We start from the raw sequence: 20,814 nt of genomic DNA, 5'->3' as shown, positions 1-20,814 counted from the left end.
CGCAATGCAACGCGGTCGGGCGTTAATGGCTTGCGGGCAAGGCTCCTTGCGACTGGCAAAGCTACGCGCCGCCACAAAAACTGACAAGTCCTGCACAACCGGCAGTCGCCAGCGCTTGGCCCGCAAGGCCTTGGGCACTAGACTGGCGGCCTTTTCACCACCTGATGTTGATGCTTGAGCCATGGTCGCCAAAGTCGAACCGTTCTGGAAACGCAAAACCCTCGATCAACTCGATCTGGAGGAATGGGAATCGCTGTGCGACGGTTGTGGACTGTGCTGCCTGCAAAAACTCGAGGATGAAGAAGATAACAGCGTCTATTACACGCGCATCGCCTGCAAACTGCTGGACCTGAAAACCTGTCAGTGCAGCGATTACCCGAATCGCATCAAGTTTGTCCCGGACTGCATCCAGCTCACCCCGGGCCAGGCTGAAGAATTCAAATGGCTGCCGCCGACCTGCGGGTATCGACTGGTCAGCGAAGGCAAGGATTTGCCGTCGTGGCACCATCTGGTCAGCGGTGATCGCGATGCCGTGCATCACCAGCGGATTTCGCAATCCGGGCGCATGCTCGCCGAGGGCAGCGTGCCGGAGGATGACTGGGAAGATCACCTGATTTTCCGCGCAGGTTAACTGAACAATCTGTAGCGAGGGAGCTTGCTCCCGATCATTCGGGTCTGCGTGCAGGCTCGCTAGCCACAAGGAGTGTGTATGGCTGTGGGATTGCCTCAGGCGCTGCTCGCCGTACTTCTGGCGCTGAGCGTGCCGGTGTGGGCGGCGCAGAAAGTCGATCTGGATTATCACGTGCGCCTGTTGCCGCAGAGCGATCAGGCCGAAGTGCGCCTGACCCTCGCCAAGGGCGAAGCGGTGCGCAGCCTCGATTTTGACCTGGGCGATGGCAGCCATTACAGCGACTTCAAGGCTGACGGCCAGTGGCTGCTCAACCCGGGTAAGCAAACTCGCGGTGTCTGGCGTCCGTCCAGTGACAAGGCCAGCCTGACCTACCGCGTGCGTATCAGTCACGGCCGCAAGAATGGCAGCTTCGACACGCGCATGACGCCGACTTGGGCGTTGCTGCGCGGCGATGAATTGGTGCCGCAGGCCAAGCTCGACCAACAGGACGGCGTTGAACTGGTCTCGCGTCTGCAATTCGAATTACCCGACGGCTGGAAAAGCGTCGAAACCGCGTGGCCACGCATCGGCAAGAACAAATTCCGCATCGACAATCCCTCACGCCTGTTCGACCGCCCGACCGGCTGGATGCTTGCCGGCCACCTCGGTACGCGGCGCACCCGTCTGGGCGAAACTGAGGTCACTGTGGCCTCGCCGCAAGGGCAGGGCATGCGGCGCATGGATGTGCTGACGTTGCTGACGTTCGTCTGGCCGCAGGTGCAGGCCGTCTACCCGCGACATCCGAGCAAGCTGTTGATCGTCGGCGCCAATGATCCGATGTGGCGCGGCAGTCTGGGCGCGCATGAGTCGATCTACCTGAATACGCGCTTGCCGCTGGTCAGCGAAAGCGGCAGCAGTGCGCTGGTGCGCGAGTTGGCGCAGGTGTTCGGGCGGATCAACGATGAGCAGCGCAGTGCCTGGATCAGCGAAGGCTTTGCCGAGTATTACGCGATCGAACTGGTGCGCCGCGCGGGTGGCATGAGTGATGAGCGCTATCAGGGCTTGCAGGAGAAATTGCTCAGGGACAGCCAGAAGGTCACGACCTTGCGCGGCCAACAGATCAGCCCGGCGCAGTTGGCAAAAGCAGTGGTGTTGTTACAGGAACTGGATCGCGAGATTCGTTTGAAAACGCGTAACAAGCGTTCGCTGGATGATGTGTTGCGTGGGGCGATGCATCTGGGCACGGTGAGTACCAAGGCATTTGTTCAGTTGGCCGAGAGCGTTCTCGGTGAGTCCTCCAAAGTCCTTGATACCGCGCTGCTACAGTAAAGATCAAAAGATCGCAGCCTGCGGCAGCTCCTACACCGTCCATGTAGGAGCTGCCGCAGGCTGCGATCTTTTACTTTCAAACCCCGGTTTTTGGTGATTTCACCGAATCATTGCCGGTCACGGTGGCAGTTTTGGTCGCCGCCTCGGCATTCGCCTTCAGCTTGCTCAACTCTTCCCCGGCCCGCTCGATCTTCGCCCGCACGTTGTTCATGTCCTGACGACTTTTCTCAAACAGGCTCTTTACCGAACTGTGCCCGGTAATCCCGCGCGCCATCGCCACACCGCCAATCGCCACCTGAATCAAACCGAACACACCGCCACGGCGCAGGCCCTTGCCGACCATGATCACGCCACCGGCCAGGGAGCCGATGCGCTCCCAGCCCTCGACGTTCTGCTCGGAATGGCTCTGGAACGGGGTGGATTCGATACGCTCGACGCGTTTGAGCTCGGTCATGATCTTTCTCCAGGCAATGAGTAATGGATAAACAAGCTGACTGCTCAAGCAGTCAGCTTGTTCCATCGGATGTGCGACGCTTCAGCGGAATTTTGGCCCGGAGCGGGTGTTCAGGCCCTTGGCCATGCGGTCGTAGAGCACGACGTTGACCGTGGCAGCGAGGTTCATGCAGCCGGTGGTCGGGATGTACACGACGTCTTCGCACCAGTCGCGGATCTCTTTATCCAGCGAGCCGTCTTCCGGGCCGAAGATGTACAGGGCGCGATCCGGGTGGGTGTATTCCGGCAGCGGGCGGGCGCCCTCGACCAGTTCCACGGCGACCGGTACGCAGTTGAGCGGGAGGATCTTTTTCAGATCGTCGATGCCGATCAGCGGAATGTCGTAGTGCACGCGCTTGGTGTCGGTGACGAAGTCGGCGGCGCGTTCATAACGCTTGCCGGTGTAGAACACCGATGCCACGCCGTAGCAGCCTGCGGCGCGCATCACCGAACCGACGTTCTCCGGTGATTTGGGGTTATACAAACCAATGCAGCTGTACCGTTTGTCTGCCACGAGCGGGGTGCCTTCGGGAAAAAGAGCGCGATTATACGGGGATAAGATCAAAAGATCGCAGCCTTCGGCAGCTCCTACAGTTGAATGGCGTACACCCTGTAGGAGCTGCCGAAGGCTGCGATCTTTTGCTTTTTAATCTTCTTTCTTCATCAACCCGGCGAGGGCGGCAAACGGGTTATGCGTTGCCTTGGCAATCTTCGGCGTGCTCAGCGAGCCCTCGCTGAAGTATTGCTGATCGGTATAGCGCGAGTGTTCGTTGTCGTGGCAATACAGGCACAACAATTCCCAGTTCGAGCCGTCCTGCGGGTTGTTGTCGTGATTGTGGTCGCGGTGGTGCACGGTCAGTTCGCTCAGGCGCTTACCGGAAAATTCACGGGTGCAGCGGCCACAGACATGCGGGTACATCTTCAGGGCCTTGTCGCGGTAGCCCATTTCCTTGTCACGCTGGTTGTCGGCGAGGATGCGATCCAGCTTCGACGTATTGGTTGGGGTGGACGAACTCATGGGTTCACCTTTGTAAAAGACTAATGACGGTTATGTGCAGAGTTTAGCTCAGCCCTTGAGCTTCTCGGCAATCCAGATCGTGTGGCGCGTGCCCTTGTTGCCGTGGGCGAAGACCTGGACTTCTTCGGCCTTGAAACCGGCCTTCTTCAATTTGTCGGAAAACAGCCGATCGGCGCTGGCCGACCACACGGCGAGCACGCCTTTCGGGCGCAAAGCCTTGGCGCAAGCATTCAGGCCGGCGGCGGAATACAGCCAGCTGTTGACCTTCTGGGTCAAGCCTTCGGGGCCGTTGTCGACGTCGAGCATGATTGCATCGAAGCCATTCGGCTCGCTTTGCAGCACCTTGGCGACGTCTTCCTGACGAATCACCGTACGTGGATCGAGCAGCGGCCGGCCGGACTTTTCGCCGAGCGGGCCACGGTTCCACTCGACTACACCGGGCACCAGTTCGGCGACCACCACTTCAGCGGTCTTGCCCAGATGCTTGAGCGCCGAAGCGAGGGTGAAACCCATGCCCAGACCGCCGATCAAGACCCGCGAAGCCGGCCGGCCGGCAACCTTGCGACAAGGAATCTCGGCCAGCGCATCTTCGGAACCGTGCATGCGCGTGTTCATCAATTGCCCGCCGTCGCCGCCCTGGATCTTGATGACAAAATCCTCGCCATATTCGAACAGGCACAGGGCACCGCCGCTTTCAGGGATCGGGGTGGTGTCGAGCAGAACGAAACGTTTCATGGAAATCTCTACAAGGGGGAAGGCAAGCAGGCCCGTTGGGAGTAGCCTGAGCGCAGACTAGAGGCCAAACGGAGCCCTTGATGAAGCGCACCATTCTAACGGTCATTGCCCTGGCCGTGCTCTCGATTCCTGCAGTGCAGGCGCAGCAGACGATTCCGCTCAGCCCGGCGCCGCAAGCCGGCTCGCCCGGTACCGCGACACCGACGCCGTATCCGCAGATCACGCCGATCAATATTCCCAAGTCCGGCGCGGGCAGCGGCAGCCCGCCGTTGGTGCCGATCGAAATGCCCAGCCCGCCGAGCAAGGATCAACCGGTGCCGGGCATTGAACCCAACGGCACCAAGACGAAATCCCCCGGCGGTTAAACCTGTTGCGCCGCCAGTTGGCCGTCGGCCATGCGCAGGCGTTTCGACAGCGAGACGGCGAGGGCGCGGATGATCTTCGCAGCGATCTTCGGCGCGTCGTTGAGCATTTTCTCCAGCGAGTCCTTGCCCAGATTCAATAGCTGGCAGTTCGTCGCTGCGACGCAAGTGGCCGATCGACGTTCGCCATCCAGCACGGCCATTTCGCCGAACGCCCGACCGCTGCGCAGGGTGGCCATGGTGATGACCTGGCCATCGGGCCCGGTTTTCTGCACAGCGACCTGGCCGGTGTGGAGGATGCACATGAAACTGCCGGCATCGCCCTCACGGAAAATCGCTTCGCCTTCAGCCACGGTGCTGATGCTGAAGTAGCCGGAAGCGGCCGCAAAGTCGGCCAGTTGCAATTGATCGAACAGGCCGCAGTCCATCAGCCAGTCGCGGATTTCATTGTTCAGGAAGGTTGGTTCTGACATGTCGTCACGGTCTTTTTTGTTTTCACATTTTCAAGGCTGTACACCGCCCCTTTGGGAGCGAGCCTGCTCGCGAAAGCGTAGTGTCAGTCACCGACGATGTGGATGACAGGTCGCATTCGCGAGCAGGCTCGCTCCCACAAAGGGATCTTGGGGGTATCGGCCTCTTGGGTCTGGAATTAAGACCCAAGAGACCGACGGAGTTCCTCAAGCCAGGCCCAAAACCTTGAAAACAAATGCGTATTCGAGCGCTACGTCACGTAATCCCTGATAACGCCCGCTCATCCCGCCATGCCCGGCGCCCAGTTCAGTCTTGAGCAGCAGCACGTTGTCATCGGTCTTGGTCGCGCGCAATTTCGCCACCCACTTGGCCGCTTCCCAATACTGCACGCGGCTGTCGTTGTAGCCGGCAATCACCAGCGTCGCCGGATAATGCTGCGCACGGACGTTTTCGTACGGCGCGTAAGCCTTGATCCGCTCGTAGACCTCCGGCTCCTCGGGATTGCCCCACTCGTCATATTCGGTGACGGTCAGTGGCAGATCTGGGTCGAGCATGGTGTTAAGTACGTCGACAAACGGCACTTCGGCAATCGCCACGCCGAACAGGTCCGGGCGCTGGTTAAGCACTGCACCGATCAGTAAACCGCCGGCGCTGCCACCGCTGATCGCCAGTTTCTCGGCGGTGGTAATGCCGTTGAGGATCAGAAACTCGGCACAGGCAATGAAGTCGCTGAAGGTGTTGTGCTTGTGCTCCTGCTTGCCGGCGCGATACCAGGCTTCACCCAGTTCTCCGCCGCCGCGCACATGGGCGATGGCGAAGGCCATGCCGCGATCCAAAAGGCTCAGGCGGGCGTGGGAGAACCACGGATCGAGACTCGAGCCGTAAGCGCCGTAACCGTACAGATACAGCGGCACTGCTTTGCCGAGCATTTCGCGCTTCATCACCAGACTGATCGGCACTTGTGTACCGTCCGGCGCCGTCGCCCACAGACGCTGGCTGACGTAGGCGTCGGCGTCGAACGGGCCGAGCACCGGAGTTTCTTTCAAAACAGTTTGTTCGCCGCTCGCCAAGATCAACTGGCGCACTTGCGCCGGCCGATTCAACGCCTCGTAGCGCAGACGAATACGGTCGCTCTCGAACTCCTGGCTGTTTTGCACATACAGGCTGTAGGCCGCATCCGGCAGTTGCACGCGATACGGCGCCAGACCCTGCGGGTGAACCTCGATGATCGGCAGACCACCTTCGCGCAGGCTCAGGGTCATGGCTTCGGTGTTGAGACTGACGCCGTCGAGCATCACCGTGTCGCTGTGCGGGATCAGGTTTTGCCAGTCGGCTTCAGTCGGCGCCGTGCCGGTGTCCGGGGCCTGATACAGGGCGTAGTTGATGCCGTCACGGTTGGTGCGGATAAACCACGTCCAGACGCCATCGAGCAGACCGTGATCGACATCGTATTCATGATCTTCGACCCGTGGCGCCAGGCAAGTGAACGGCAGGTGCGGCTGATTGGCATCGAGCACCCAGACTTCACTGGTGGTCTTGCTGCCCAGCGACAGCAGCAGTTGCTGTTCGGAGCTGGAACGGTAGCAATGCAGGAAGAAACGCCCGTCCGCCTCGTGGAACACCTCTTCGGCAGCCGTGCCATCGAGGCGATAGCGGAACAGTTTGTGCGGGCGATGGGTATCGTCGAGTACGCCGAAAAACAGCGTCAGGCTGTCGTTGGCCCAGGTCATGCTGCCGTCGCAGTCTTCGAATTCCAGTTCACTGACCTTGTCGTTGGCCAGTTCCTTGACGAACAGCGTGTAGATCTCATCGCCCGAGGCGTCGACGCTGTAGGCCAGGCGCTGGTGGTCGGGGCTGATGCTGAACGCGCCCAGTGAGAAGAATCCGCCGTTGGCCAGTTCATTTGGATCGAGCAGCAATTGTTCGCGGCTTTCGTCGAGGCTCAGGCTGTCGTCCGCCGGACGCGGGCAGCGATAGTGCCGAGCGTATTCGTCGCCCGCCGTGGTGCGCGTGTAATACAGGTACGGGCCCCACGGCGAAGGCAGCGACAGGTCGGTCTCCAGAATCCGCCCCTTGATCTCTTCGAACAGGGTTTCGCGCAATTCGGCCTGATCGGCGGTTTGCGCTTCCTGGTAGGCGTTTTCGGCCTTGAGGTAATCGAGCACCGCGTCGGTGTCGCGTTCCTGCAGCCAGGCATACGGGTCGGCACCGGCAGCCTTGTGGGCAATCGGGGCACTGATGACGTTGGCGGATTCAGGCATGAATGGCTCTCGGACAAATTACGGAATAGGGTTTTCGCAGCTTTTGAAACCGTCGCAGACCCTGTAGGAGTGAGCCTGCTCGCGATAAGGCCGGCACATTCAACATCAATGTTGTCAGGCTGTCCGTCATCGCGAGCAGGCTCACTCCTACAGGTCGTGTGTCTATTGGGACAAGCCTGGCGGGCGAAAAGTCGTTACTATAAGCGCCTCTTTGCCTGCCTTGCCATGGACACCATGACCGAGAACGACTATCTGATCGCCTGGGGCCTCTACGCCTTTGCCGCTGTGGGCTGCCTGTTGGTATGGATGCGCCTGACTACCTGGATGTGGCGCTGGCTGCGCGAACCGCTGCGCGTGCTGATGGCGGTGTTGCTGTTCAGCCCGACCATCATTGACCCGGTGAAAGCCAAGGTTGCACCGTCCATCGCCATTACCGCGCTGGATCTGGCCTTCAAGGTCGGCAACAACGCCTGGCGGGCGATTTCCGATCTGTTCATGTACAGCATGATCGCTTTCGGTCTTTACCTGATCTTCGTGCTGATCCGTTTCCCGATCGAACGGGCCTCCAAAGCGCGCCGCGAACAGGCTGAATCCGCCAAGGCTGCGGCCCGCGCCGATGACCGCGACGACGATCAACCGTTCGGCGGTGCCGGGGATGACCGTTACGGCCGCCCACCTTTGCCGAATAACCCGCAGCGCATGCGGGTCGAGCCGCGCCTGTAACCCGAGAGTCCGCACATGTGTGAATTACTGGGCATGAGTGCCAACGTGCCGACCGATATCGTGTTCAGCTTCACCGGCCTGATGCAGCGCGGCGGCCGCACCGGCCCGCACCGTGACGGCTGGGGCATCGCCTTCTATGAAGGCCGTGGCTTGCGTCTGTTTCAGGACCCGGCGGCGAGCAGCGAGTCGGAAGTGGCCAACCTGGTGCAGCGTTATCCGATCAAGAGCGAAGTGGTCATCGGCCACATCCGCCAGGCCAACGTCGGCAAAGTCTGCCTGTCCAACACCCACCCGTTCGTCCGCGAGCTGTGGGGGCGCAACTGGTGTTTTGCGCACAATGGCCAACTCGCCGATTTCACCCCGATCAAGAGTTTCTACCGCCCGGTCGGCGATACCGACAGCGAAGCGGCGTTCTGCGATTTGCTCAACCGCGTGCGTGCAGCTTTTCCGGAGCCGGTCGATATAGAAGAGCTGCTGCCGGATCTGGTGGCCGCGTGCGCCGAATACCGCAGCAAAGGCGTGTTCAACTGCCTGCTCAGCGACGGCGACTGGCTGTTCTGCTATTGCTCGACCAAACTCGCACAGATCACCCGGCGCGCACCGTTCGGCCCGGCGCGGCTCAAGGACGTCGACGTGATCGTCGATTTCCAGGCCGAAACCACGCCCAACGACGTGGTGACGGTGATCGCCACCGAGCCTTTGACCGAAAACGAAACCTGGACCCGCTACGAACCGGGCCAATGGAGCCTGTGGCGACGCGGCGAATGCGTAAGCCTTGGCAAGACCGAATAAGGATTGCACCCCATGTTGCTCAGTTACCTACGGCTGGTGTTGTTTGCGGCGGGCCTGTTGATCGGTGTCCAGGTGCCGGGGTTCATCAACGATTACGCGAAACGCGTCGAGGCGCACCTGATCGAAGCGCAAACCGGCCTGCGCGGCTTCCAGGGCACTGCCGAGCAGTTTTTCAAGGGCGATATCCAGGCGCTGGTCGCGCATTACCGCGCCAGCGAAGACCCGGTTTTTCGCAGCGATGCCGACAGCCTGAGCACGTTGCTCAATCGGCAGACTGCGCTGGATAAACAGTTCCAGGCGATGCAAGGGCCGTGGTACATCCGCTTCCTGCAAGTGGTGCTGGCGGCGGATCCGGATATTCGCAAGGAAACCTGGAACGGTTACAGCTATCAGATTCTGCTGACCCCGGAAGCGATGATCTGGGGCATGAGCGGCGCTTTGCTGCTGTCGTTCGGGATTGAATGCCTGTTCCGCCTGATCGACTGGGTGGTGCTGGGCGGCAAGCGCCTGCGTCAGAGCCGGCCGATCGAAGACCGCGACGTGCGCGGCCTCTGATGATCGTTCCCACGCTCTGCGTGGGAATGCAGCCCGGGACGCTCCGCGTCCCAAAGCGGACGCGGAGCGTCCATTGAGGCATTCCCACGCGGAGCGTGGGAACGATCATGTAGGAGCTGCCGAAGGCTGCGATCTTTTGCTGTTCAGGGGTTCAAAACCACATACCCATCACCGACCTTCTGCGCATACCCCGCCAACACCTGCTGACACAACGTCACAATCTCCTCGACCCACTCCACCCCCACCCGCCACGACACCACCACCTGCAAATTCGGTGGCCGTTGATCAATCGCCAACAAGGTCAATTCGCCCCGCGCCAGCTCTTCAGCCACCAGCACCGGCGGTAGCACGCCAACCCCGAAGCCATCGCGCAACAGCCGAGTAATCGCCGACACCGAATTCACGCAATTCAAGCGCGGCGCCATTACGCCGTTCGCCTGCATCAATGCGAGAAGATCCTGATGCGGCCGGGAGTTTTTCGAGTAAGTGATGATTCGCTCCTGCGCCAGTTCAGCGAGGTCGGCGTAGTCGCGGTTGTAGATCGAATTGCTGGCGACAATCCAGCCCAGCGGATGGCTGGCCAGCTCCAGGCTGCGCACACTTTCATGACGCACCAGGTCGGTTTGCAGGATCAGGTCGAGAAAACCTTTTTGCAGCTGATCGCAGAGGTTCAGCGAGGTATCCGCCACCAACTCGATTTCCACCCGTGGATACAGATCGGTCATCTGCGCCACCAGCGGGCTCAGCCAGGTGTGGATCACTGTGTCCATTACACCGATGCGCACCCGGCCGACCTTGCTTGAGCGGGTCTCGATCGACTGCCTCAGCGCCGACATGGTGTCGAGCATCTGCTCGGCATATTCCAGCACCTTCAAACCTTCCGGCGTCAGACTGACACCGCGTGAATCGCGCAGAAACAGCTTCACCCCCAGTTCGCCTTCCAGTACCGCAATGCGGCTGGAAATCGACGCCTGAGTGGTGAACAGCTTGTCGGCGGTGAGGCGAAAACTCTTCAGGCGGGCGACCCAGACAAAGGTCTCGAGAAACTTCAGGTTCATGGGCAAGGCTCGGCTGACAAATTTTTCTTATGCCTAAGGCGGGTTTTTATTCGTTGGACGCGAGAGGGTGCTGCGACGAAAAATCGGCGCATGCGGTTCCCACGATAGGCGTCGTCGGGGCTACGAACAAGACCAATAAAAAACCTGCGGAGATAAGCCATGAGTGCTCCCGACACCCTAAAAGCATCCACGGTAACGGCGCGTCCCGGGCCGTTCGACTGGTATCGCAACATCAACCAGCAGGAGCGCCGCACGTTCTGGAGCTGCAAGATCGGCTACGGGCTGGATGGCATGGATACGCAGATGCTCAGCTTCGTCGTGCCGACGCTGATTGCGATGTGGGGCATCACCACCGGCGAGGCCGGGCTGATTCACACCAGCACCTTGATTGCTTCGGCGATTGGCGGTTGGGTCGCCGGGATTCTTTCCGATCGCATCGGCCGCGTGCGCACCCTGCAACTGACCGTGCTGTGGTTCGCCTTCTTCACCTTCCTCTGTGGCTTCGCGCAGAACTACGAACAATTGCTGATCGCCCGCACCTTGATGGGCTTCGGTTTCGGCGGCGAATGGACGGCCGGCGCGGTGCTGATTGGCGAGGTGATCCGCGCCCAGGATCGCGGCAAAGCGGTGGGCATGGTGCAATCCGGTTGGGCGCTGGGCTGGGGGCTGACGGCGATTCTGTACGCGCTGCTGTTCTCGGTGTTGCCACCAGAAGACGCCTGGCGCGCGCTGTTCATTCTCGGCATCGTGCCGGCAATTTTCGTGATTTTCGTGCGTCGACTGGTCAAGGACCCGGAGATCTATCGCGAGGCCAAGGCCCGGCAAACGCCAGAGAATCAGTCGAAGTTCTACGAGATCTTTGCGCCCGGCATGCTCTTCACCACGTTCCGCGCTTCGCTGCTGACCACCGGCGCGCTGGGCGGTTATTACGCGATTACCTCGTGGCTACCGACCTTCCTCAAAAATGAGCGCGGCTTGAGCGTGCTCGGCACCGGCGGGTATCTGGCGATGGTGATCGTCGGTTCTTACGTCGGCTATGTGATCAGCGCCTATCTGACCGATCTGCTCGGCCGGAAAAAGAACTTCATCCTGTTCGCGGTCGGCTCGTTCACCATCGTTCTGCTCTACACGCAATTGCCGGTCAGCAACGGCGTGATGCTCTGGCTGGGCTTCCCGCTGGGCTTCTTTGCTTCGGGGATTTTCAGCGGCATGGGCGCGTTTCTGACTGAGCTGTTTCCTACACGCATTCGTGGTTCGGGGCAGGGCTTTTGCTACAACATCGGTCGGGCGCTGGCGGCATTGTTTCCGCTGCTGATCGGCCTGCTTAGCCAGAAAGTACCGTTGAGCGTCGGCATTGGCGCGTTTGCGGCGGTGTCTTACGGCGTGGTGATTATCGCGGCCTTGAGCCTGCCGGAAACCCGTGGCAAGCAACTCGATGCGCAGTAACTGATAACCTGCGAAACGAATTCCTACAGATAAAAAGACAAGCCCTACAGGAGTGTTCACCGTGAGCCGCCTGCTATTGAATTGCGACATTGGCGAGAGTTTCGGCAGCTGGACCATGGGTCTGGATGCCGAGGTCATGCCCTTCATCGATTGCGCCAATGTCGCCTGCGGCTTCCATGCCGGCGACCCGAGCATCATGCGCAAGACCGTCAGCCTGGCGCTGAGCCACGGCGTGCAGATCGGCGCGCATCCGGCCTATCAGGATCTGGTCGGCTTCGGCCGCCGCTCCATGGCGTATTCGGCGCAAGAGCTGCAAGACATCCTGCATTATCAGATCGGCGCCCTCGACGGCATTTGCAAGGCGCAGGGCGGTCGAGTCAGTTACGTCAAACCTCACGGCGCGATGTACAACGACATGATGGCCAACCCGGCGCAACTGCGTGCGGTGATTCAGGCCGTAGCGGCTTACGATCGAAGTCTGCCGCTGATGTTGATGGCCACTCGCGATAATTCTGCCGCGCAACAAATCGGCGATGAGTACGGCGTAACGCTGTTGTTCGAAGCCTTCGCTGACCGCGCGTACGACAGCGCTGGCAAACTGGTTTCGCGGCAACTGCCCGGCGCGGTGCATCACGAGCCGGAAAAAATCATCGAGCAAGCGCTGACCATTGCCCGTGGCGACAATCTCACCGCCAACGACGGCAGCGTCTTGCGCCTGCACGCCAACACTCTCTGCGTGCACGGCGACAACGCCAGTTCGGTGGCCGCCGTGCAGCGTATTCGCGAGGCCTTGAATCAGCAGGATGCACAATGAACCCAAGGATTGAAGTGGTGGCACTGGATTGCCTGATGCTGCGCCTGTTCGACGAAATCGCTGAGGCCAACATGCCGTGGATGCTCGCCGCCAATGAGCGTTTGCGTGCGGTATTCGGCGAGCAATTGATCGATCTGGTGCCGTCGTATACGACGCTGATGGTGCATTACGATCTGACGGTTTTAAGCCCGAACCAGGCGCGTGAATTGATCGCTGAGGCGCTGATCGATCTGTCGCCGAATGCGCGCAACGCTGGGCAATGCCACGTGGTGCCGGTCTGGTATGACTTGAGCGTCGGCCCGGAGCTGAGCTTGCTTGCCGAGCGCAGCGGGCTGGCGGTGGAGGAGGTGATTCGGCGCCACAGTGGCCGCGAATATCAGGTATTCGCCCTCGGTTTTGCGCCGGGTTTTGCCTTTATGGGGTTGGTCGAAGAAATTCTCGCGGCGCCACGTTTGAACACGCCGCGCAAGAAAGTCGCCGCCGGCAGCGTCGGAATTGCTGAGCGGCAAACGGCTGCCTATCCCGTGGTCTCGCCCGGTGGCTGGAACCTGATCGGTCGCACGCCGGCGAAGCTGTTCGACCGCCATCGTGACGGCTACAGTCTGATGCAACCCGGCGACACCGTGCGTTTCGAAGCGGTGAGCCACGCCGAATTCATCCGACTGGGCGGCGATGACACGCCATTGGAGGCGCAGGCATGAGCCGACTGACGATTGAGGCGAGTACGCCGCTGTGCCTGTTGCAGGACGCCGGGCGATTTGGCGTGCGGCATCTGGGCGTGACCCAGGGCGGTGCGGCGGATTGGTGCTCGATGAGCTGGGCCAACTGGCTGCTGGGCAATGGACTGGATGTGGCAGTGATCGAAATCACCCTCGGCGGTTTTACCGTGCTGGCTGAAGAAGATTGTTTGCTGGCGCTGGCCGGTGCTGATCTGGGCGCACAGATTGATGGTCAGCCGCTGGCGCCGTGGCGCAGTTTCAAGTTGGGCAAAGGGCAGACGTTGCGATTTACCCAGCCGCTGCTCGGCGCTCGGGCGTATCTGGCGGCGCCCGGTGGTTTTGCGGCGCCGAAGGTATTGGGCAGCAGTGCCACGGTGGTGCGCGAAGAGCTCGGCGGTCTGGATGGCATGGGCTTGTCGTTGGCCAAGGGATCGGCGTTGAGTTATCACGGGGAATCGCTGTGGGTTCGCGAAGTGCCGCTGGCGCTACGGCCGGACTTGCAATCGACTGCGCCGCTGGATCTGGTGCTCGGCGCACAGATTGGCCAGTTCAGCGGGCAGAGTCTGTTTGACGTGTTCAACAGTGCCTGGACGCTCGACAGCCGCGCCGATCGCATGGGCATTCGTCTGCTGGGCAAGGCTTTGCAGTATCAGGGACAGCCGATGATTTCCGAGGGGATTCCCTTGGGCGCGGTGCAGGTGCCGCCGGATGGGCAGCCGATTGTGTTGCTCAATGATCGGCAGACGATTGGCGGGTATCCACGGTTGGGCGCTTTGACGCCGTTGGCGTTGGCGCGGTTGGCGCAGTGTCTGCCGGGGGCAAAGGTGTGGTTGCGGCCGGTGGTGCAAGATGTCGCGCACCGTGAGCATGTCGAGTATTTGCGGCGATTGGGTTGAGGATCAAAAGATCGCAGCCTGCGGCAGCTCCTACAGGGGAACGTGAATTTTGATCGTCCCCATGCTCCGCGTGGGAATGCCGCCAGGGACGCTCCGCGTCCCTGTGACGCAGAGCGTCACTGGATGCATTCCCACGCAGAGCCTGGGAACAATCTGGTCGTCACTTGGACAAAAACCGCATCCCTTCCTCAAGCCCGCGCAACGTCAATGGATACATCTGATCCTCGATCAAGTCCCGCACGATATTGGTCGACGAGGTATACCCCCAGGTATCTTTCGGATACGGGTTGATCCAGATGAGTTTCTTGTACTTCTCCATGAAACGCTGCATCCACACATAACCCGGTTCTTCGTTCCAGTGCTCGACGCTGCCGCCGGCCTGGGTGATTTCATACGGCGCCATGGCGGCATCACCAATGAAAATCACCTTATAGTCGGCACCGTATTTGTGCAGCAGATCCTGGGTCGAAGTGCGCTCGGAGGTGCGGCGCATGTTGTTCTTCCACACCGATTCGTAAACGAAGTTGTGGAAGTAGAAGTACTCCAGATGCTTGAACTCGGTCTTGCAGGCCGAGAACAGCTCCTCGCAGATCTTCACGTGCGCGTCCATCGAACCGCCGATGTCGAACAGCAACAACAGCTTCACCGTATTGCGCCGCTCCGGGCGCATCTGGATATTCAGCAAGCCGGCGTCGCGCGCGGTGTGGTCGATGGTGCCGTCGATGTCGAGTTCTTCCGCCGCGCCCTGGCGAGCGAATTTGCGCAGGCGACGCAGCGCAACCTTGATGTTGCGCGTGCCCAGTTCCACCGAATCGTCGAGGTTCTTGTACTCGCGCTGATCCCAGACTTTCACCGCTTTGCCCTGACGTTTTCCGGCATCGCCAACCCGAATGCCTTCCGGGTTGAAACCACCAGAACCGAACGGGCTGGTGCCGCCAGTACCGATCCATTTGTTGCCGCCGGCGTGACGTTCCTTCTGTTCTTCCAGACGCTTCTTGAACTCTTCGATCAGTTTGTCGAGACCGCCGAGGGACTGGATTTGCGCGCGCTCTTCGTCGCTCAGCGAGCGCTCGAATTCCTTGCGCAGCCAGTCTTCGGGAATCAGTGCCTGCAAGTGATCGTCGAGCTTTTCGAGGCCATTGAAGTAGGCACCGAACGCGCGGTCGAACTTGTCGAAATGGCGTTCGTCCTTCACCAGAATCGCCCGCGACAAGTAGTAGAACTCGTCCATGTCGGCGAAGGTCACGCGCTGTTTCAGCGCGTTGATCAGGTCGAGCAGCTCGCGCACCGACACCGGCACCTTGGCTGCACGCATTTCATTGAACAGGTTGAGCAACATGGCATCAGCCTCTTAGCGCGTGCCGCGACGGCTCATGAACGCCAGGCGCTCAAGCAGTTGCACGTCCTGTTCATTCTTCACCAAAGCACCGGCCAGTGGCGGGATGGCCTTGGTCGGATCGCGTTCGCGCAACACCGCTTCACCGATGTTGTCGGCCATCAGCAGCTTCAGCCAGTCGACCAGTTCCGAGGTCGACGGCTTCTTCTTCAGGCCCGGCACCTTGCGCACATCGAAGAACACGTCCAGCGCTTCGCTGACCAGATCCTTCTTGATGTCCGGGTAGTGCACGTCGACGATTTTCTGCAGGGTCGGGCGATCCGGGAAGGCGATGTAGTGGAAGAAGCAGCGGCGCAGGAAAGCGTCCGGCAGCTCTTTCTCGTTGTTGGAGGTAATGATGATGATCGGGCGTTTCTTGGCCTTGATGGTCTCGTCGATCTCGTAAACGTAGAACTCCATCTTGTCGAGTTCTTGCAGCAAGTCGTTGGGAAACTCGATGTCGGCCTTGTCGATCTCGTCGATCAGCAGAATGACCCGCTCCTCGGACTCGAAAGCCTCCCAGAGCTTGCCTTTCTTCAGGTAGTTACGCACGTCGTGGACTTTTTCAGTGCCCAGCTGCGAGTCGCGCAGACGGCTGACCGCATCGTACTCGTAGAGGCCCTGATGCGCCTTGGTGGTGGACTTGATGTGCCAGGTGATCAGTTTGGCATTGAACGATTCGGCCAGTTGCTCGGCGAGCATGGTCTTGCCGGTGCCCGGCTCGCCCTTGACCAGCAGCGGCCGCTCCAGGGTGATGGCGGCGTTGACCGCCAGCTTCAGGTCATCGGTGGCGACGTAGGCCTGGGTGCCTTCGAACTTCATCTGCTAATCCTCGAACGGTAACGCCGACCTGAACGGGCAGGGCGGGGGCGAAATAATCGGATGCCCGACTATAACGCGCAGGCCGGTCGACTGTGAACGCAGACGGCTTATTCAGTCTCTGAATGGGGCGTCACATGTTGACTCAGTCTCGGCGCTTGGCCAGTATTCATGTATCGCCGATTTGGCGATAGCCTCTCGGGCATGACGACTAAATACCGATTTCGCGACAAATACCGCATTCAGTTGCGCGAGAAGGATCACCCTCCGCCCCATGTCCACCTGATCGGTGGAGGCGTGGATGTGATGCTGAGTCTGGAGACCGTTGAAGTGATGACGGGCAAGGCGCCGCCCCTGATTATCAAGGAAGCGCTGATGTGGGTCGCGGCTCATCAAGTGCAACAGTTGGAGGACTGGAAACGATGTTATCCATGAAAAGGCCTCGTCTGTCGGCTGTGCAAGCACTGTCAGATTTTCGATTGGCACTGACCTTTATTGATGGTCAGGAACTGACACTTTATCTCGGCGAGGATATTCAAGCTTATCCAGGTCTGAAACCTTTGCTCGATCCCGAAGTGTTTGCCACTGTGACAATGGACGATGAGGGCTGGACTGTAGAATGGCTTGAACCTGATATACAGATTGGCGCAGACACGCTTTATATGGATGCGCTGGCTCAAAACGCAGCCGATGAGAACACCCGTATTTTTATTGATTGGCGCGCCCGAACGGGGCTGTCTCTTAATCAGGCTGCCGAGGCACTGGGTGTCAGCGCCCGCAGCATCAGTCGCTACAGCAATGGACGTGAGGCAGTGCCACGTTCGCTGGCGCTGGCTTGTCTGGGCTGGGATTCACTGCAACAAAACTCAACTTTGGCAGCAGAGGCGTCTGGTCGCTATATCGTCAACCGCAAAACCTAACCCGCATCCGGCTTCGGCCGTTCATACCGCGCATTGAATGCCTGAACAAAGCCATTACGCAATATCTGCAAAAACGCTTCGAACGCGCTGATATTTTGCTGATGGACGTTGCCGCTGAGTTCGACCTTGGTGGCGAACTGGTTTTTTGCCTGGTTCTTCAGCACGGTTTCGGTGCCGCCCACCAGCGCCTCCCAGACCGAGCGGAAGATGCTCTTGTTCTTGTTTTCCACGTCCTGCTGCCAGTTGAACACCTCAACGTCGCGCAGTAGCGGCTTGATGTAACCGCTGACTTGCGCTTTTTTGGCTTGGGCTTCGATCACCACATCACCGTGGCCGGCGTTGAAGTCGAACTTGCCATAGGCTGAAGCGAAGTCGTTCATGCTTTTGAGTTCGATGTCCTTGGCGCGCAGACGGAATTCGAAGTCTTCGAAATTGCTCAGCGGGTCAAACGTGGCGGTGGTTTCCAGCGGTGCGTGGCCGAGCAGCAGAGCTTTACCCTCGAAACGGGCATCGCGTTTGCCCTGTTTATCGACGACGTTAGTCAGGTTGTAGATGCTGGCCTCGACGTTCGTGGCGTTCATGTTGACCGGCGGTTTCGAGTTGAAATTACGGAAGCTGATCTTGCCCTCATGAATCTGCACTTCGTCGAGGGTGATCGGCAGTAACTTGCCCAGTTGCGCACGCCAGTCGGTGCCTTTACCGGTCTGGGAGTTTTGCTTGTTGGCGCCGCCATCGACGAAATTCACCTCAGGATTGAAGAATTTCACCTGTGCCACCACCGCATGGTCGTACCACAGCGAATGCCAACTGACCGCCAGATCAATCAGCGGCGCATTGACGAACGGTACCGGCACCTTGCCGTCGACTTTGACGATCTTCAGCCCGTTGATCTTGTAAGCCCCGCGCCATAAAGCCAGATCCACATCGGTGATCTGCCCACGGTAGTCGCCCATGTTGGCCAGTTTGTCGTTGAGGTAATCGCGCACCACGTAGGGCAGGGCGATGTGCAGCGCGATCAGCAGCACGACGATTCCTGCGAGAGTCCACAATGGCCAACTGTAGCGACGCTTCATGGCGGTAATTCCCGAACGATGTAAAGCGATTGACTGTCGGCGATCACAGACGTTCGACCCGACTGGACTGCGCTGGGCAACAGGCTTACCTTGGAAGGCTGAATTCAACGCTGCATAAGGACCCAGCCATGAGCCGCATTTTCGCTGACAACGCCCATTCCATCGGCAATACGCCGTTGGTGCAGATCAACCGCATTGCGCCGCGTGGCGTGACCATCCTCGCCAAGATCGAAGGGCGCAACCCCGGTTATTCGGTCAAGTGCCGGATTGGCGCGAACATGATCTGGGACGCCGAAAGCAGCGGCAAGCTCAAACCGGGCATGACCATCGTTGAGCCAACCTCGGGCAACACCGGTATCGGTCTGGCCTTCGTCGCCGCCGCCCGTGGTTACAAACTGATGCTGACGATGCCGGCTTCGATGAGTATCGAGCGGCGCAAGGTGTTGAAAGCGTTGGGCGCCGAACTGGTGCTGACCGAACCGGCCAAAGGCATGAAAGGCGCGATCGAGAAGGCTGCGGAGATTGTCGCGAGCGACAGCGCCAAATACTTCATGCCCGCGCAGTTCGATAACCCGGCCAACCCGGCGATTCATGAAAAAACCACCGGTCCGGAAATCTGGAACGACACCGACGGCGCTGTCGACGTGTTGGTGGCGGGTGTCGGCACCGGCGGAACCATCACTGGCGTTTCGCGGTATATCAAGAATACCCAGGGCAAACCGATTCTTTCCGTGGCCGTGGAGCCGGTGTCCTCTCCGGTGATCACCCAGGCGCTGGCCGGTGAAGAGATCAAGCCCAGCCCGCACAAGATTCAGGGCATTGGTGCCGGTTTTGTACCGAAAAACCTTGATCTGTCGATGGTTGACCGGGTTGAGTTAGTGACTGACGAAGAATCCAAAGCCATGGCCCTGCGCCTGATGCAGGAAGAAGGCATTCTGTGCGGGATTTCCTGTGGCGCAGCGATGGCCGTGGCCGTGCGTCTGGCCGAAACCCCGGAAATGCAGGGCAAGACCATCGTGGTGATTCTGCCGGACTCAGGCGAACGGTATTTGTCGAGCATGCTGTTCAGCGATCTGTTCACCGAGCAGGAGACCCAGCAATAAGTCGCAGCCTGCAGCAGTTCCTGGATATTCAATCCGTCCCTGTAGGAGCTGCCGCAGGCTGCGATCTTTTGATCTTCATGATTCAGGTCAGCCAAGGTTCAGGATCGTTATGTTAATAAGCGCTTTGTTGCGCAATCCTTAACACTGAATCTTGGCGCAAGCGGGTTTTTCCCGAGGCCGGTAGTGTTTATCATGGCCGGCTGCCATGCCGGGTAAAGGGCTTTGCGCAGCGTTGTCTTTATTCAAGGAGTTGTTGATGACCTTTTCGTTTGCCGCCAAGGCGTTTGTGCTGTTGCTGTTTCTGGGCAGCACGCTCTATGTGCATTTGCGCGGCAAGGCGCGTTTGCCGGTCCTGCGTCAGTTCGTCAATCATTCGGCGCTGTTCGCGCCGTACAACGCCTTGATGTACATGTTCTCCGGCGTGCCGTCGAAACCGTATCTGGATCGCAGCAAGTTCCCGGAACTGGATGTCCTGCGCGATAACTGGGAAACCATTCGCGACGAAGCCATGCACCTCTTCGACGAGGGCTACATTCGCGCCGCCGAAAAGAACAACGACGCCGGTTTTGGCTCGTTCTTCAAGAAGGGCTGGAAGCGTTTCTACCTCAAGTGGTACGACAAACCGCTGCCCTCGGCGCAAACCCTGTGCCCGAAAACCGTGGCACTGGTCAGTGCGATTCCCAATGTAAAAGGCGCGATGTTCGCGCTGCTGCCGGGCGGCAGCCATCTCAACCCGCACCGCGACCCGTTTGCCGGCTCGCTGCGTTATCACCTGGGTTTGTCGACACCAAACTCCGACGACTGCCGGATTTTCGTTGACGGCCAGGTCTACGCCTGGCGTGACGGCGAAGACGTGATGTTCGACGAGACTTACGTGCACTGGGTCAAGAACGAAACCGAAAAGACCCGCGTCATCCTGTTCTGCGACGTCGAGCGTCCGTTGAGCAACCGCTTCATGACCCGCATCAACCGCTCGATCAGCGCCTGGCTCGGCCGCGCAACTGCGCCGCAGAACCTCGATGATGAGCGTGTTGGCGGGATCAATCAGGCTTACGCCTGGAGCAAGAATTTCAGCGACAAGTTCAGTGGCGTGGTCAAACAGTGGAAACGCCGCCATCCCAAGGCCTACCGCGTGATGCGTCCGGTGCTGGCGGTGCTGGTCTTGACGTTGTTGGGCTATTGGCTGTTTGGCTGAGGCTGGAACAGGCAATAAAAAACCGCTCCTTGTGAGCGGTTTTTTATT

Annotated in this window: 24 protein-coding genes; 14 read left to right on the top strand and 10 right to left on the bottom strand. The window is 59.6% G+C overall.

The window, feature by feature from the left end; genetic code table 11:
* Positions 1-181 precede the first annotated feature (181 nt).
* Both QOL84_RS12060 and QOL84_RS12055 read left to right on the top strand, forming a co-directional pair.
* Positions 182-631 (top strand): YcgN family cysteine cluster protein, encoded by a 450-nt coding sequence (locus tag QOL84_RS12060; RefSeq protein ID WP_129390508.1) that lies wholly within the window; start codon positions 182-184, stop codon positions 629-631.
* 78 nt (positions 632-709) lie between these two features.
* Complete coding sequence (locus QOL84_RS12055) at positions 710-1,939, top strand: hypothetical protein (protein WP_283437331.1); 1,230 nt, start codon at positions 710-712, stop codon at positions 1,937-1,939.
* 76 nt (positions 1,940-2,015) lie between these two features.
* Here QOL84_RS12055 and QOL84_RS12050 read toward each other — a convergent pair whose 3' ends face one another.
* From QOL84_RS12050 to QOL84_RS12035, 4 genes are all read right to left on the bottom strand, one after another.
* On the bottom strand, positions 2,016-2,393 hold the full coding sequence (locus QOL84_RS12050) for a YgaP family membrane protein (RefSeq protein ID WP_129390514.1): 378 nt from the start codon (positions 2,391-2,393) through the stop codon (positions 2,016-2,018).
* A gap of 81 nt (positions 2,394-2,474) precedes the next feature.
* Complete coding sequence (locus QOL84_RS12045; protein ID WP_007911337.1) at positions 2,475-2,945, bottom strand: RNA methyltransferase; 471 nt, start codon at positions 2,943-2,945, stop codon at positions 2,475-2,477.
* A 132-nt stretch (positions 2,946-3,077) separates the two neighbouring features.
* The gene (locus tag QOL84_RS12040; protein ID WP_007911336.1) at positions 3,078-3,449 is read right to left on the bottom strand and encodes a YajD family HNH nuclease; all 372 of its coding nucleotides are present in this window, start codon (positions 3,447-3,449) and stop codon (positions 3,078-3,080) included.
* Positions 3,450-3,497: 48 nt separating this feature from the next.
* Positions 3,498-4,184 carry a spermidine synthase gene (locus QOL84_RS12035; RefSeq protein WP_283437330.1) on the bottom strand — a complete coding sequence of 229 codons (687 nt, stop codon included), beginning with the start codon at positions 4,182-4,184 and terminating at the stop codon, positions 3,498-3,500.
* 80 nt (positions 4,185-4,264) lie between these two features.
* Between QOL84_RS12035 and QOL84_RS12030 the strand changes: the two genes are divergently transcribed.
* Positions 4,265-4,549, top strand: a complete 285-nt coding sequence (locus tag QOL84_RS12030) for a hypothetical protein (protein ID WP_283437329.1) — start codon at positions 4,265-4,267, stop codon at positions 4,547-4,549.
* Here the strand turns inward: QOL84_RS12030 and QOL84_RS12025 are convergent.
* Complete coding sequence (locus QOL84_RS12025; RefSeq protein WP_034153174.1) at positions 4,546-5,019, bottom strand: cyclic nucleotide-binding domain-containing protein; 474 nt, start codon at positions 5,017-5,019, stop codon at positions 4,546-4,548. The two genes, QOL84_RS12030 and QOL84_RS12025, sit on opposite strands and share 4 nt — an antisense overlap.
* A 204-nt stretch (positions 5,020-5,223) precedes the next feature.
* On the bottom strand, positions 5,224-7,278 hold the full coding sequence (locus QOL84_RS12020; RefSeq protein WP_283437328.1) for a S9 family peptidase: 2,055 nt from the start codon (positions 7,276-7,278) through the stop codon (positions 5,224-5,226).
* Between the two features lie 225 nt (positions 7,279-7,503).
* Here QOL84_RS12020 and QOL84_RS12015 point away from each other — a divergent pair, with 225 nt between their 5' ends.
* Genes QOL84_RS12015 through QOL84_RS12005 form a run of 3 tightly spaced genes read left to right on the top strand, consistent with a single transcriptional unit; the run spans position 7,504 to position 9,348 of the window.
* Entirely contained in the window at positions 7,504-8,001 is a 498-nt protein-coding gene (locus QOL84_RS12015) for an MFS transporter (RefSeq protein WP_283437327.1), read from the top strand.
* Positions 8,002-8,016: 15 nt separating this feature from the next.
* Positions 8,017-8,793: a class II glutamine amidotransferase gene (locus tag QOL84_RS12010; protein WP_283437326.1), complete on the top strand. Its 777-nt coding sequence runs from the start codon at positions 8,017-8,019 to the stop codon at positions 8,791-8,793.
* Positions 8,794-8,805: 12 nt separating this feature from the next.
* Entirely contained in the window at positions 8,806-9,348 is a 543-nt protein-coding gene (locus QOL84_RS12005; RefSeq protein WP_283437325.1) for a DUF2937 family protein, read from the top strand.
* 143 nt (positions 9,349-9,491) lie between these two features.
* Here QOL84_RS12005 and QOL84_RS12000 read toward each other — a convergent pair whose 3' ends face one another.
* Positions 9,492-10,406 (bottom strand): LysR family transcriptional regulator, encoded by a 915-nt coding sequence (locus QOL84_RS12000; RefSeq protein WP_283437324.1) that lies wholly within the window; start codon positions 10,404-10,406, stop codon positions 9,492-9,494.
* Positions 10,407-10,565: 159 nt separating this feature from the next.
* Here QOL84_RS12000 and QOL84_RS11995 point away from each other — a divergent pair, with 159 nt between their 5' ends.
* The 4 genes from QOL84_RS11995 to QOL84_RS11980 all read left to right on the top strand — a co-directional run bounded on the left by QOL84_RS11995 (position 10,566) and on the right by QOL84_RS11980 (position 14,281).
* On the top strand, positions 10,566-11,852 hold the full coding sequence (locus QOL84_RS11995; RefSeq protein WP_283437323.1) for an MFS transporter: 1,287 nt from the start codon (positions 10,566-10,568) through the stop codon (positions 11,850-11,852).
* Positions 11,853-11,913: 61 nt separating this feature from the next.
* Positions 11,914-12,666, top strand: a complete 753-nt coding sequence (locus QOL84_RS11990) for a 5-oxoprolinase subunit PxpA (RefSeq protein WP_283437322.1) — start codon at positions 11,914-11,916, stop codon at positions 12,664-12,666.
* Positions 12,663-13,367 (top strand): 5-oxoprolinase subunit PxpB, encoded by a 705-nt coding sequence (pxpB, locus tag QOL84_RS11985; protein WP_283437321.1) that lies wholly within the window; start codon positions 12,663-12,665, stop codon positions 13,365-13,367. Before QOL84_RS11990 ends, pxpB begins: the two co-directional genes overlap by 4 nt.
* Positions 13,364-14,281, top strand: a complete 918-nt coding sequence (locus tag QOL84_RS11980) for a 5-oxoprolinase subunit C family protein (RefSeq protein WP_283437320.1) — start codon at positions 13,364-13,366, stop codon at positions 14,279-14,281. Before pxpB ends, QOL84_RS11980 begins: the two co-directional genes overlap by 4 nt.
* 160 nt (positions 14,282-14,441) lie before the next feature.
* Here QOL84_RS11980 and QOL84_RS11975 read toward each other — a convergent pair whose 3' ends face one another.
* Together QOL84_RS11975 and QOL84_RS11970 are read right to left on the bottom strand one after the other, a co-directional pair.
* On the bottom strand, positions 14,442-15,620 hold the full coding sequence (locus QOL84_RS11975; RefSeq protein WP_008085921.1) for a vWA domain-containing protein: 1,179 nt from the start codon (positions 15,618-15,620) through the stop codon (positions 14,442-14,444).
* A 12-nt stretch (positions 15,621-15,632) separates the two neighbouring features.
* Positions 15,633-16,478, bottom strand: coding sequence for an AAA family ATPase (locus QOL84_RS11970; RefSeq protein ID WP_038358424.1), 846 nt, complete (start codon positions 16,476-16,478; stop codon positions 15,633-15,635).
* A 201-nt stretch (positions 16,479-16,679) separates the two neighbouring features.
* Here QOL84_RS11970 and QOL84_RS11965 point away from each other — a divergent pair, with 201 nt between their 5' ends.
* Both QOL84_RS11965 and QOL84_RS11960 read left to right on the top strand, forming a co-directional pair.
* On the top strand, positions 16,680-16,910 hold the full coding sequence (locus QOL84_RS11965; protein ID WP_283438652.1) for a DUF4160 domain-containing protein: 231 nt from the start codon (positions 16,680-16,682) through the stop codon (positions 16,908-16,910).
* Complete coding sequence (locus QOL84_RS11960) at positions 16,898-17,395, top strand: helix-turn-helix domain-containing protein (protein ID WP_283437319.1); 498 nt, start codon at positions 16,898-16,900, stop codon at positions 17,393-17,395. Before QOL84_RS11965 ends, QOL84_RS11960 begins: the two co-directional genes overlap by 13 nt.
* On the opposite strand, the gene QOL84_RS11955 is transcribed toward QOL84_RS11960, so the two are convergent.
* Positions 17,392-18,468: a DUF748 domain-containing protein gene (locus QOL84_RS11955; RefSeq protein WP_283437318.1), complete on the bottom strand. Its 1,077-nt coding sequence runs from the start codon at positions 18,466-18,468 to the stop codon at positions 17,392-17,394. The two genes, QOL84_RS11960 and QOL84_RS11955, sit on opposite strands and share 4 nt — an antisense overlap.
* A gap of 128 nt (positions 18,469-18,596) precedes the next feature.
* Here QOL84_RS11955 and cysK point away from each other — a divergent pair, with 128 nt between their 5' ends.
* Positions 18,597-19,571: a cysteine synthase A gene (cysK, locus tag QOL84_RS11950; RefSeq protein WP_129390555.1), complete on the top strand. Its 975-nt coding sequence runs from the start codon at positions 18,597-18,599 to the stop codon at positions 19,569-19,571.
* Between the two features lie 256 nt (positions 19,572-19,827).
* The gene (locus tag QOL84_RS11945; protein ID WP_129390558.1) at positions 19,828-20,766 is read left to right on the top strand and encodes an aspartyl/asparaginyl beta-hydroxylase domain-containing protein; all 939 of its coding nucleotides are present in this window, start codon (positions 19,828-19,830) and stop codon (positions 20,764-20,766) included.
* Positions 20,767-20,814 lie beyond the last annotated feature (48 nt).

Origin of the sequence: Pseudomonas helmanticensis, assembly GCF_900182985.1 — a bacterium.
Lineage (GTDB): Bacteria > Pseudomonadota > Gammaproteobacteria > Pseudomonadales > Pseudomonadaceae > Aquipseudomonas > Aquipseudomonas helmanticensis.
This window is presented reverse-complemented; position numbering and strand designations above follow the sequence as displayed.

Coding starts and splice junctions, on each gene's coding strand:
- pxpB (WP_283437321.1), top strand. CDS start 12,663: ATGAACCCAAGGATTGAAGTGGTGGCACTGGATTGCCTGATGCTGCGC.
- QOL84_RS12015 (WP_283437327.1), top strand. CDS start 7,504: ATGGACACCATGACCGAGAACGACTATCTGATCGCCTGGGGCCTCTAC.
- QOL84_RS12055 (WP_283437331.1), top strand. CDS start 710: ATGGCTGTGGGATTGCCTCAGGCGCTGCTCGCCGTACTTCTGGCGCTG.
- QOL84_RS12000 (WP_283437324.1), bottom strand. CDS start 10,406: ATGAACCTGAAGTTTCTCGAGACCTTTGTCTGGGTCGCCCGCCTGAAG.
- QOL84_RS11975 (WP_008085921.1), bottom strand. CDS start 15,620: ATGTTGCTCAACCTGTTCAATGAAATGCGTGCAGCCAAGGTGCCGGTG.
- QOL84_RS11970 (WP_038358424.1), bottom strand. CDS start 16,478: ATGAAGTTCGAAGGCACCCAGGCCTACGTCGCCACCGATGACCTGAAG.
- QOL84_RS12040 (WP_007911336.1), bottom strand. CDS start 3,449: ATGAGTTCGTCCACCCCAACCAATACGTCGAAGCTGGATCGCATCCTC.
- QOL84_RS12050 (WP_129390514.1), bottom strand. CDS start 2,393: ATGACCGAGCTCAAACGCGTCGAGCGTATCGAATCCACCCCGTTCCAG.
- cysK (WP_129390555.1), top strand. CDS start 18,597: ATGAGCCGCATTTTCGCTGACAACGCCCATTCCATCGGCAATACGCCG.
- QOL84_RS11965 (WP_283438652.1), top strand. CDS start 16,680: ATGACGACTAAATACCGATTTCGCGACAAATACCGCATTCAGTTGCGC.
- QOL84_RS12010 (WP_283437326.1), top strand. CDS start 8,017: ATGTGTGAATTACTGGGCATGAGTGCCAACGTGCCGACCGATATCGTG.
- QOL84_RS12030 (WP_283437329.1), top strand. CDS start 4,265: ATGAAGCGCACCATTCTAACGGTCATTGCCCTGGCCGTGCTCTCGATT.
- QOL84_RS12025 (WP_034153174.1), bottom strand. CDS start 5,019: ATGTCAGAACCAACCTTCCTGAACAATGAAATCCGCGACTGGCTGATG.
- QOL84_RS11995 (WP_283437323.1), top strand. CDS start 10,566: ATGAGTGCTCCCGACACCCTAAAAGCATCCACGGTAACGGCGCGTCCC.
- QOL84_RS11955 (WP_283437318.1), bottom strand. CDS start 18,468: ATGAAGCGTCGCTACAGTTGGCCATTGTGGACTCTCGCAGGAATCGTC.
- QOL84_RS12020 (WP_283437328.1), bottom strand. CDS start 7,278: ATGCCTGAATCCGCCAACGTCATCAGTGCCCCGATTGCCCACAAGGCT.
- QOL84_RS12035 (WP_283437330.1), bottom strand. CDS start 4,184: ATGAAACGTTTCGTTCTGCTCGACACCACCCCGATCCCTGAAAGCGGC.
- QOL84_RS11945 (WP_129390558.1), top strand. CDS start 19,828: ATGACCTTTTCGTTTGCCGCCAAGGCGTTTGTGCTGTTGCTGTTTCTG.
- QOL84_RS11980 (WP_283437320.1), top strand. CDS start 13,364: ATGAGCCGACTGACGATTGAGGCGAGTACGCCGCTGTGCCTGTTGCAG.
- QOL84_RS12005 (WP_283437325.1), top strand. CDS start 8,806: ATGTTGCTCAGTTACCTACGGCTGGTGTTGTTTGCGGCGGGCCTGTTG.
- QOL84_RS12060 (WP_129390508.1), top strand. CDS start 182: ATGGTCGCCAAAGTCGAACCGTTCTGGAAACGCAAAACCCTCGATCAA.
- QOL84_RS11960 (WP_283437319.1), top strand. CDS start 16,898: ATGTTATCCATGAAAAGGCCTCGTCTGTCGGCTGTGCAAGCACTGTCA.